Annotated in this window: 7 protein-coding genes; all 7 read left to right on the forward strand. The window is 47.6% G+C overall.

Annotated features, from left to right (window positions below; translation table 11 throughout):
- The first annotated feature begins 23 nt into the window (after positions 1-23).
- The 7 genes from EP58_RS10415 (at position 24) to EP58_RS10445 (ending at position 12,143) form a co-directional block, all read left to right on the forward strand.
- Complete coding sequence (locus tag EP58_RS10415) at positions 24-2,033, forward strand: YIP1 family protein (protein WP_159106223.1); 2,010 nt, start codon at positions 24-26, stop codon at positions 2,031-2,033.
- Positions 2,026-4,266, forward strand: coding sequence for a DUF5696 domain-containing protein (locus EP58_RS10420; protein ID WP_036093153.1), 2,241 nt, complete (start codon positions 2,026-2,028; stop codon positions 4,264-4,266). Before EP58_RS10415 ends, EP58_RS10420 begins: the two co-directional genes overlap by 8 nt.
- Positions 4,267-4,270: 4 nt before the next feature.
- A complete protein-coding gene (locus EP58_RS10425; RefSeq protein ID WP_052171441.1) occupies positions 4,271-5,128 on the forward strand; it encodes a carbohydrate ABC transporter permease in 858 nt (285 codons plus the stop codon).
- A 14-nt stretch (positions 5,129-5,142) separates the two neighbouring features.
- On the forward strand, positions 5,143-6,093 hold the full coding sequence (locus EP58_RS10430) for a carbohydrate ABC transporter permease (protein WP_036093155.1): 951 nt from the start codon (positions 5,143-5,145) through the stop codon (positions 6,091-6,093).
- Between the two features lie 14 nt (positions 6,094-6,107).
- Entirely contained in the window at positions 6,108-7,325 is a 1,218-nt protein-coding gene (locus EP58_RS10435) for a glucoamylase family protein (protein ID WP_036093156.1), read from the forward strand.
- Positions 7,304-9,706, forward strand: coding sequence for a beta-galactosidase (locus EP58_RS10440; protein WP_137657473.1), 2,403 nt, complete (start codon positions 7,304-7,306; stop codon positions 9,704-9,706). The genes EP58_RS10435 and EP58_RS10440 overlap by 22 nt, the downstream gene beginning before the upstream one ends.
- 352 nt (positions 9,707-10,058) lie before the next feature.
- Positions 10,059-12,143, forward strand: coding sequence for a hypothetical protein (locus EP58_RS10445; RefSeq protein ID WP_036093157.1), 2,085 nt, complete (start codon positions 10,059-10,061; stop codon positions 12,141-12,143).
- The last annotated feature ends 30 nt before the right edge of the window (positions 12,144-12,173 follow it).

The raw sequence follows: 12,173 nt of genomic DNA on the forward strand, positions 1-12,173 counted from the left end.
CGAGGAAATCAATGGGGAACTACTTGAAATACGCCATATTATTGCTGTTTGTGAGTCTCGTTCTTTGGCCTGCGCGTGCGGTTCACGGGGAGACGGCTTACAAAACGTATACGTCGTCGGTGGATGGTGATTTGATTGAGATTCAGACGGCGTATGAGGCGTTTGACGTGATAACGAATGCGAAAATTGGCAAGTTAGAGGATATTTTGATTGACGGGGATCGGCTTTATTTGGTGGATTCGGACGTGAAACGTGTGCTTGTGACGGATTTGGACGGGAATGTGTCGCGTTCTTTCGGGGAGCAGGTGCTTGGAAAACCGACGGGCATTGCGCGGGATGCGAATGGTGATTTGTATGTGGCGGATAGCGTGAAGGAGAAAGTTTTCCGATTTTCGGAGGATGGTGCGTTGATCCGGGAATATGGCAGGCCTGTGGAGCCGTTTTTTGGGAAGCGTGAGCCGTTTAAGCCGGTGAAATTGTCGGTGGATGTGCGGGGGAATTTGTACATTATTGGCGAGGGTGCGTCGAACGGCGTGATTCAGCTGAATAAGGATGGCGATTTTCTCGGGTATTATGGCGCGAACATGGCGGAGACGACTTTTTTCCAGAAGTTTAAGGATGCGGTGATGTCAGACGCGCAAAAGGCGAAGACGTTGATGAATGTTCCGGCGGCTTCGACGAATATTGATATTGATGGGAATGGGATTGTGTACACGGTGACGGCGACGGAACAGGCTGGCGCGATTAAGAAATTGAATATCGCGGGGCAAAATATGTTGGCGGCGGAGGCGATGTTTCAGCCGGAGGGCGCGATTGATATCGTTTCTGGGATGCAAAATAATTTCTATGTGTTGACGGCTAGCGGGCGGGTTTTGGAATATGATAGTTCGGGAAATTTGTTGTTTGCGTTCGGGAGCAAGGAGTCGAATGCGCAGCGTTTGGGGATTTATAAGGACCCGACGGCGCTTGCTGTGGATGCGGACGGGACGCTTTATGTGACGGATTCGGAGGCGCAGGTGGTGCATAAATTGCAGACGACGGCGTTTGCGAATGAGGTGCACCAAGGCTTGATGCTGTTCGAGGATGGTCGCTACGTGGAGAGTGAGAATTATTGGCGGGAAGTTTTGAAGCTGAATTCTTCGTTTGTGTTGGCGCGTGTGGCGATGGGCGAGGCGCATTATAAGCAGGAACAATATGCGGACGCGAAACAGGCCTTTTTGATGGCTAAAAATAAGTCGGGTTATTCGGACTCTTTCTGGGAGCTGCGGCAGCAATGGTTGGAGCGAACTTTGGCGGGCTGGTTGTTCGCGTTTTTGATTGGGCTGTTGGCGTTTTTTGTTTTGCGACGCTGGCACCGGAAAAAAGGGATTTTTGCGAAACCATTGGCGTATTTAGGTAAGTGGTCGCAGGTGAAATTAATACGGGAACTTGGATTATTATTCAAGGTTTTCCGACATCCGATTGATACGTTTTATGAGATTAAGCGGATGGGACGGGCGTCGGTGGCTTCGGCTTCGATTTGGTACGGTGTGCTGATTGTCGAGTTTATTTTGTTCCAATATCAGGTTGGGTTTATTTTTAATTCGGCGTTGGTGGAACGGGTGTCGATTTTCTTGTTGGTGGTTGTGTTGATTGGGGTTCTGGCGCTGTTTGTGGTCATGAATTACTTGATTAGTACGATTAATGAGGGGGAAGGTAGTTTTCGGAATGTGTATATTGCGACGGTTTATGCATTGGCGCCGTTTATTGTGCTGATTGTGCCGATTATTCTCGTTTCGAATGTGTTGACGATTAATGAGGGATTTATTTATGAGTTTTCGCTCGGTATTGCGATTTGGTGGTCGGCGATTTATCTCGTGATTATGGTGCGGGAGATTCATAATTTTACGTTTTGGGAGACGGCGAAGAATATTTTGCTGACGGTTTTTGCGAGTTTGATTACGGTCGCGGTCGGTTATATTCTGTTTCTTTTATTCAATCAGTTGTATGAGTTTGTCTATTCGATATTGCAGGAGGTGCTAGCGCGTGTTTAAGAAAATACTGATGATTTGTGCTGTTCTTATCCTAGCGATACCAGTAGTTAAGGCGTTTGCGCAAGACGAGGAAAAGGTGACGCCGACTGTCGCAAAAGTGGAGCAGACAAGCGGTTCTGTGATGCAAAAGGAGGTCATTAGTAAGCCTGTCGTGAATAAAAATGCAGCGCTTGATGGTTTTGATAAGGTGGCAGAGAATGCGAATTTGGCGTTGTATGTGCATCCGGATTCGCTTGCGATCAAGGTGCGAAACCGGGCGAGTGGTTATGTGTGGAGCTCGACGCTTGATGGGATGTCGCAGTATCGCTTGAATCAGTCGTGGAAGGATTTTGTGGATTCGGCGATTACGATGGATTATTTGAACGCGCAGGGCAAGAAGAAGCGGGAGAGCTTGACGGCGAACGGGGCGCGGGTGATGTTGCGTGATGTGACGGATGGTTTTGAGGCGACGATTACGTTTCGGTCGCGGATTAAGATGAACTTGAAGGTGACGCTGGCTGAGGACGGTGTGCATGTCGCGATTCCTGATGGCAAAATTGTCGAGCCTGGCAAGGTGCAAATTTTGGCGGTGAATGTGTATCCGTTTTTAGGGGCTACGAAGGACGCGGAGGTTTCGGGGTACATGTTCATTCCGGATGGCTCGGGCGGCTTGATTCGCTATGAGGACACGGGGGTCAAAATGGATGCGCCTTATAGTGCGGCGATTTATGGCACGGATGTTGGCGTGACGCCGGTAACGGTTGCGCCGGATACGAATGCGGGCTACGTTGCGAGTGTGCCGGTGTTTGGCATGGTGCACGGGGTTGGGCAAAATGGGATGTTGGCGGTCGTTGAAAAGGGTGCGGAATATGGCGAAATTACGGCTTATAAAGCGGGGTTATCGACGGATTTCAACTGGATCACTGCTGGATTTACATATCGTTCTGTGTATAAGCAACCGACGAGCAAAACGGGTGGCAAGGCGATTGAGCTGTATCAGGATGCGCGGAATCGCTTTGATATTGGCTTGACGTATCGGTTCTTGGATGGCGTGGACGCGGATTATGTCGGGATGGCAAAAAGTTATCGGGCGTATTTGGCGGAGCAGAAGGTGTTGGTGCGGGCGCACGAGTCGGGTCCGGTAATGCGACTGGAATTCCTTGGCGGGGAGACGAAGCCGGGATTGTTTCGGGATTCGGTTGTGGTGATGACGCCGGTTGCGGATTTGACGCGGCACGTGACGGCGCTTGGTAATGAGGGCGTGGATGATTTGCTGGTCGTGTATCAGGGCTGGAATCATGGCGGTTTAAGTGCGTCGTGGCCGAATAAGTTTCCGTTTGAGAAGAAGCTGGGCAGTGATGCGGAGTTGGCGGACGTGATGAAGGCGCTTGATGAGCGGAATGTGCCACTCTATTTCCAGACGGATTATACGACGGCGTATGAGGAGGCGAAAGGCGTTGATGCTAGTGCGTTTGCGAAGCAGATTAATACGAAGACGATCGAGCGGGATGTGGATGGTAATGTGGTTTATTCGCTGCTTCCGGATGGTGCTTTGGAGCTTGCGAAGGTGGACGCGGAGGATTATGTGGGAAATAGTATGACACATTTGGCGGTGGCGAATTCGGCGAGTATGCTTTATTCGACGCATAATAGTGGACATAGTTTTTCGCGGTCGGAAAGCATGGCGAAAATGCAGGCTGTGCTAGCGGAATTACACAAAAATGCGAAGGCGAAAACGGCTTTGTATCAGCCGAATGACTATGCGTGGAAACATGCGACGGCGTATTTGGATATGCCGATGGGGACGTCTGAATATATTTATGAGTCGGACGCGGTGCCATTTTTGGCGATTGTTTTGAAGGGGTATATGGATTTTTATGCGCCGTATTCGAATTTTTCGGCGAGTCAGACGGAGGATTTGTTGCAGTTAGTGGATTTTGGAGCGTTTCCGTCGTTTTATCTGACGAGTGAGGATTCGTATGCGCTTGCGAAGACGCCATCGAAGGATGTGTATACGTCGCAGTTTAGTAACTGGAAACCGGAGATTAAGGCGAAGTATGAGGCGATTGCTGGTGTGGCGGAAGCGACGAATGGTGCGACGATCGAGCGGCGGGATATTGTGACGCCAGACATTGTGTGTGTAACGTATTCGAACGGGACGCGGGTTGTTGTGAATTATACGAAGGCGGATTATGTTTTTGGAAATAAGACGGTTGCTGCGAAGGATTTTGCGGTTTTGAAAGGAGATAACTGACGTGTTGGCATTTTTGAAGGGACGGAGTAAGGATAGCGTTGGTTATTTGTTTATTTTGCCGTGGATTGTGGGATTCCTTGTTTTTACGGCGTTTCCAATCATTTATTCGATTTATTTGAGCTTTTTTAAGGTTACGATCACGACGAAGGGGATTCAGACGGTATTTGTGAAATTTCAGAACTTCCAGCAGGCTTTCACGGGAGATATTGATTTTTTGAACAAGATATGGCGTTTTACGAAGGAAATATTTATTGCGGTACCGTTAATCGTGATTTTAGCGCTGATTATTGCGATTTTGCTGAATCAGGATATTAAATTCCGCGGTTTTTTCCGAACGATTTTCTTTTTGCCGGTCATTATTGCGAGTGGACCTGTGTTGCAAAAGCTGATGGGACAAGGGGTTACGTCGATTCCGGGCGTGCAGGAATCGTTTATTTACCAGATGGCGGCGGAGAATAGTGATTTCTTTTTGGCGCAGACATTGATGTATATTTTGGATAATACGGTCGTGTTGTTGTGGTTTTCGGGTGTGCAGATTTTGATTTTCATTGCGGCGCTACAGAAGATGGATCCGCAGGCGTACGAGGCTGCAAAGATAGATGGGGCCTCGACGTGGGAGATTTTCTGGAAGATTACATTGCCGTCGCTTTACCCGATGATTTTTGTGAATATCATATACACGACGGTGATGTATTCGGTGTCGACGCTGAATCCGGTCATCGATCATATTAAAGTAAACATGTTCAAATTACAGAGCGGTTTTGGCTATTCATCGGCGTTATCGTGGATTTATTTTGTGATTATATCCCTGATTTTGCTCATAATGGCGGCGGTCGTTATGTTCTTTAACCGGAAGAAATAGCGGAGGTGCAAGGCATGGAGAAGGTATTAAAAAAGAGAGAGTCACGCTGGATTAAGACGAAGCGATTTCTGCTAGGAATGAACGGGATGGACGGTTTCTTGATGAAAGTCGTGATTTATAGTTTGTTGATTGGGATCGGATTTGTATTTTTATACCCGATATTATACATGGTTTCGTATAGTTTTAAGGATTTGGATGATTTGCTGAATGCGTCGGTAAGTTGGATTCCGTCGAAGTGGTACGTCGGGAATTTTGAGCGGGCGTATGAGGTTTTGGATTATATGAAAACGTTTGGGCAGACGCTGATTGTGGCGATTTTGCCATCGGTTTTGCAAATGTTTGTGGCGGCGGTTGTGGGTTATGGCTTCGCGCTATACAATTTTCGGGGGAAGAGTGTGTTGTTGGTGCTTGTGCTCGCGACATTCGTGATTCCGCCGCAAGTGACGGTGATTCCGCGTTATATCTTATTTAATGAATTCGGGATGTTGGGCAGTATTTCATCATACGCATTGCCGGCGATTCTGGGGCAGGGGCTCAATAGTGCGATCTTTATTTTGATTTTCTACCAGACGTTTCGGGCGATTCCGAAGTCATTGGTGGAGGCGGCGCGGCTGGATGGTGCGAACGAATTCAAGATTTTCTACCGTATCGGGCTGTCGATGGCGACCTCGGCGTTCATCATCACGTTCCTGTTTTCGGTTGTGTGGTACTGGAACGAGACGTATTTGGCATCGATTTATTTCGGCGATTCGCTGACAACATTACCACTGCAACTGCAAAAATTTGTGGCGGCGTATAACAATATGTTCCCGGCTGGACAAGGCGGGGCGGCGCTTTCAAGCATAAATGAAGGCATCGAACTGGCGGCGACGTTGTTGACGATTATCCCGCTGCTCATTATTTATTTCATCGCGCAAAAATGGTTTGTGCAAAGTATCGATAAATCAGGTATAACTGGAGAATAAGGGAGGAAAATGACGTGAATCGAGAAGATATCTTAAATATAGAAGCAAAAGGGTGTTTTGACTTCTTTTGGAATGAGGCGAATACGGATCCGACTAGCCCAGGTTTTGGCTTGATTCGTGATAATACGGCGGCGGACACGAGGGATTTTGCGAGTATTGCTTCGGTCGGTTTTGGGCTGAGTGCGATTGTGATTGGTATTGAGCGGGAATGGATTACGTTTGAGGAGGGCAAAAAGCGGGTTTTGGGGACGATGAAGACTTTTTGGAACCATGCGGAGGAAACGGAGGGCTTTTTCTATCATTTTCTCGATATGAATACGGCGAAAAAATATGAGGCGTCGTATGATTGTGCGTCAATCATTGATACGTCGTTGTTCTTGAATGGGGCGCTCACTGTGGCGGAGTATTTTGGTGGGGAAATTGAGGCGCTTTTTGAGAAGATTTATAAGCGTGTGGATTGGACAAAATACTATAATGAGGCACAAAATCAGTATTTTATGGGGTATAACCCGGAAACGGGCGGCTTCGGGGCTTGGGATATGTATGCGGAACAGATGATGCAGTATATTCTGGGTGTGGCTTCGCCGACGCATGGTGTTCCGGCGCGGATTTATGACGGTTTTGAGCGGAGTTTGGTGACTTATGGGGACTATACGTTTTATAATTCGCCGGGCGGGCCGCTTTTTACGCACCAATTTTCGCATGCGTGGTTTGATTTTCGGGATGTGCGGGATGCGGATGGTGTGGATTGGTTTGCGAACTCGGTGGCGGCGACGCTTGCGCAGCGGCAGTATGCGATTGATAATCCGGATGGGCGTGTGGGATATCATGCGAATTCGTGGGGTGTGACGGCGTGCCAGGGGCCGAATGGTTATATTGCTTACGGGACGCCGCCTTATAAAGAAGGGATTATTCCGGAGGGCAACGATGGGACGATTGCGCCTGCTGCGGCTGCTGGTTCGATCGCGTTTACGCCGAAAGAGTCGCTGGATATGATGGTGTATTTGTATGAAAAGATGCCAGAGCTTTGGGGCAGATACGGGATGCGTGACGCTTACAATTTGGAGGGCGAGACGGCTTGGTTTGCGGATCGTGTGATTGGGATTGATAAGGGCGTGACGCTACTCATGATTGAAAATTACCAAACGGGACTGATTTGGGAGCTTTATGGACGGAATCATTATGTGAAAAAGGCGGCGGAGATGCTTGGTTGGGAAAGGGTGAACGCATGATTGAGTTAGTGGAACGGCAGATTCGGATTGACGGTAAGGCGGTGCTCGTGATGTGTGGCGAGATTCATTATTTTCGCCTAGCGCGTGAGGACTGGGAGGATCGGATTGTGAAATTGAAGGAGGCGGGATGCAACGCGGTGGCGTCTTACATTCCGTGGATTTGCCATGAGCCAGTGCGAGGTCAGGTGGATTTGACGGGGGCGACGCGTGCGGAACTTGATTTGGGCGCTTTCATCGATTTATGCGCGAGTCATGCGTTGTACTTTTTCGCGCGACCGGGTCCGTTTATTATGGCGGAGATGAAGAACGAGGGGATTCCGTATTGGGTGTATGACGAGATTCCTGAGGCGATTCCGGTTGGTTGGGATGGGGCTGAGCCGACGACGCCGACGCTGGATTATTTGGCGCCGCGCTTTCTTTCGGCTGCTGAAAACTGGTATCGTGAGGCGCTGGCGGTCATTGCGCCGCGTACATATCCTAATGGAGGGAATGTGATGGCTCTACAGTTGGATAATGAAATCGGGATGCTGTCCTGGGTTTCCAATACGCCGGATTTGACGGACAACGTGTTGGCGGACTTCGCGAGCTGGTTGGATGGCAAAACAGAGCATGGTTATCCGTTCGAGACGGCGGATATTGCTAAAAATCCAGCCCTGATTCGGTCTCCAAAAGAGGACTACTCCGCAAAATTGCATCAGGATTTGGGATACTACATGCGAGACAGGTTCCGCCGCTACGTCGAAACACTACGAAACTACGCGGAAAACTTTGGCGTGACGGGAATCCCGTTCGTCGTCAACATTCACGGAACCGGCGGCGGACGCGGCTATACTTTTCCGATTGGGATTAGCCAACTCTATGAGAGCTACACACACGAAGCGGGTTACCTGCCAGGCTCGGACATTTATTTCGGCGATTTTACGATGGAAAATTTTCACGATCTCCATCTTATTAACGCGTTCATGACGGCGACGAATCGCGATGGACAACCAATAACTTCCGTCGAATTCAACTGTGGCGATGGGAATTTTGGCGATAATCTCGGTGGTCGTTATGACGTTTCGGCGGCTGATCTAAAGGCACGGCTCTGCGTCGCGCAAGGCAATCGACTCATCAACTACTATCTCATGGCTGGCGGCTACAACTACGAAATGGCGGAAAACCGTCCAGACGGCAACAATCGCATTGCCATCACCGGTGAACGTCACGGCTTCGCGGCCCCAATCAGCCCAGAAGGCGAGCTCAATTACACCTATCCGCGCATGGCCGAATCAATCCAGACCATCATCGCGCTCGGCGACAAGCTCGCAGCAATGGATGAAGAACACGACGCGCTCCATTTCGCGTTTATTCCCGATTACTACATGACCGAATACAGCTACCCGTCAAGCACTGCGGCCCAAGCGATCAAGCAGAACATCGAAGCTAACCGTGCCTCAGGAAGTTGGGATATCGTCGCCAAGTCACTGCTCCTAAACAGCTACCGATTCGGCTCCATCGACATCCAGAACCGCGAATTCGACGCGCAGCAGCACCCAGTCATCGCCCTACCATGCGCCCGCTATCTCGCCCGCGACATCCAAGAACGGCTCGTCACCTACCTCGAAACCGGCGGCGCCCTCTTCATCTACGGCGAACTCCCGCTCTACGACATGGAAGGCGCCCCGTGTAAAATTCTAACCGAAGCACTCGGCGCAACCTACCAAGAAACCAAGAACGATCACGGCTACAGCCTCTCCATCACCGGCGAAAATTGGTGCAGAGAAAAACCAGAAATCCGCACCCATCACGCCCAACTTTTCAGCCTAGAAAAAGGTACCGCGATCCTAAAAGAAAAACAAGGTGACGGCATCTGTGGCATCGAAACCAAGGTGGGCAAAGGTCACGCGATCGCCATCACAACCGCCTATCGCGGCGACATCGACTTCATCCAGACAGCATTCACGAGGCTTGGCGCACCGCCCATGCTGGCACACGATTACCCCCATCACGGCATCGTCACAACAACGACAAAAAACGCGCAAAACGAACGCTTCGTGCACCTGCTCAACCTAGATGGCATGGAAAAACAGTTCCGCCTCACAGAACAAGATGCCCCACTTTTTGGCGGTAATCCAATCACACTCGGCGCCAAGTCAGGCCTCATTTTGCCACTTCAAATGCAACTAGGCCCAACGTTTATCGAATATAGCACAGCAGAAGTCATGTCTTATAATGAACAAGAAATCAGGCTGCGCGTACTACAACCAGAAGCGACAATCTGCATCCAAACAACGCAGCACATACGAGAATCAAGAAACTACACAATAACGAAAAAGTTAGGAAGTACAATACTTCACATCAAAACACGAGGAAAATTAAAAATCCAGTTCGATAAATAAGATCAAATTCCCATCTTACTTAGATTCGAGTCAATGAATCTAAGTAAGTTTTTTTGCGTTTTGAACGAACTTAATATTTCTCTAGAACAACAATCATAAAGAAAAAATAGCGCTAGGATCCTATTTGAAACAATACTAGGCCACCTCTGAATGTAACAAAATATACACAAACAAGCTCAAACACAACCTTCCATAAGAAAAATCATTCTCTCAGAAGAATAAAACCCCAAAAATCGCTCTCCCACAACAATAAACCACCGAAAACAACATTTCGCAAATGGGTATATACTAGGTTTATTCCAACAGGAGGACAACAGCAAAACGAACTTTTAAAACAAAGAAGGTGGAGACTATGAAAAAGAAAATTTTAACGTTTATGCTTATTGCAACGATACCCATGGCCAGTTTTTCAGGATTAACAAAAGCAGAGACAACAGAATCTAACCAAGTGGAGGAAGTGCAAGGCAGCGACAACATAGAGACCTCCCCAATAATAGATAAGACAGAAGAAACAAAAACAGAAGAAGTACAGCAATCGGCCACAGGCAGTAAATCGGAAACACCAAAACTAAAAGGCAAACTCAAAGCCGACGCACCACTTGCCATTGCCAATCCACAAACCTTTGTTTTAGGTACAGATTTAACCAAGGTTGACCCAAAAACTTTTGTAAGCAATGTTGCCAATAATGGCGTCAACATGAAGATAGAGTACGTCACGAAGCCAGCGACAAATCTAGTCGGTGTATATTCAACCACGGTGAAAGTGACGGATCTTAGTTCGCAAGCAATGCAGACTATTGATGTTCCAACAACTATTCAATTTGGAGATACAATCTTTACGAGGTCAGGATATGCTAATGAAGGACTTTCAGCATTAACCCTTCATCATGGTGCAACTCCTTATATAACGAATACAGCGGGTGTCACTAGTGGTAAAGGTGTTTACCCAATCACAGGTGCCGCGAGAATAATTTATACGAGCAGTGTGCAATCGATAACCACTGATCATAAAGTTGGCACACCTTATTTTAGTAAAAGTGCAAGGGGGGATGACACAAGCAATGAGTTTTGTCAGTCTTTCAATACACCTGTTAATGTTGCGTACGGAGATATTATTTCTGTCTACACGCTTACTGGAAATACTCCTACATCGTTACCAAGTACTACTGCAACCTCACTCGATGGTGCTCAATCCTTGTCAACAGGAACCCACTATTTCGAAATCACCCCAACCGGCTACAAAGAAGTCATGAAATCATCAGCAACAGCAAAAACAGTAACAGCAGAACTCGGCGCAAAAGTTACACCAAAAGATTGCGTCACACTTCCAGCAAGCGGTACTTTCACCGTCTCCGATACGTTTATCCAAGCACCAGACTTAAAGAAGGTCGGCACAAGCCAAGTACAAGTCGAAGTTCGCGAACAATTAGATTCCGGCCAATATATTAGTAGTACAGTTACTAGTTCTGTGACAATCAACGCAGATACAACGCCTCCAACAGCAGATACAGTTACTCAGAAAATAACAAAAAATGCGGCTATTCCAGCACCTGAAACTTTTCTAACGAATATTCATGATGACGCAGACGACTACACATCAAACAAAATCAACATTAGCTATGTGACAGAGCCGACAACGACTGAGTTAGGTGCAAGAACTTGTCAAATTGCTCTAACAGATAGTGCAGGAAACGTAGCATACAAAGATGCAACATATTTTGTTGGCGACGAGACTACTGTATCAAATGATCAATATGGTCTCCGCGCTGAACCGGTTGTGATCAAGCAAAGTGAACTAACAGGTAAAACAGCAACCGAAAAAGAAACATTGATTCGCGAACGATCGAACGTTCAAGGATGGGATATTGAAGCCACAAAAGAAGTTAGCGATCAAGTGGCGCTTTCAAGTACAGACATTGCGAACCTCCCGACAAAGGCGAGCACAACAGAAAATTATACGGTGGCTATGTCCCTAGGAAATCTAACAACTGACATTGCAGTAACCGTAACAGATGATGTCACATTCGCCTTCAACGCCACGCCAGACCCACTCAATTTTGAGTCAACAGAGATGATAGGCGACGAAGTTACGATAGATCGCACGAATCCAAACTGGAACATCCAAGTCAAAGATACCCGCAACAATGGTAGCAACTGGTCTATCACAGCGACCGTTAATGGTCCCTTCAAAGACAACTCTGACCCAGACGCAAAACAACTTCATAACGCTTTAACTTATACAAAGGGAAGCACCGAAACTCAAATTTTAGACAATCAAGCTTTTGCATTTTACGAAGGTCAATCGAATGAAGCATCTATTAAAACTATCGAATCCACAAAAGATCAAGGTTTTCGTATGAAAATAAACCCAACAGGCGTGAAAGCAGACGCAGAATATCAAACAAGCATTACATGGACACTGAACGATACGCCATGAGTTTTGAAAATAACCTTAAAGGATGTGATG

The sequence above is a fragment of the Paenilisteria newyorkensis genome, assembly GCF_000766145.1.
GTDB classification, from domain to species: domain Bacteria; phylum Bacillota; class Bacilli; order Lactobacillales; family Listeriaceae; genus Listeria_A; species Listeria_A newyorkensis.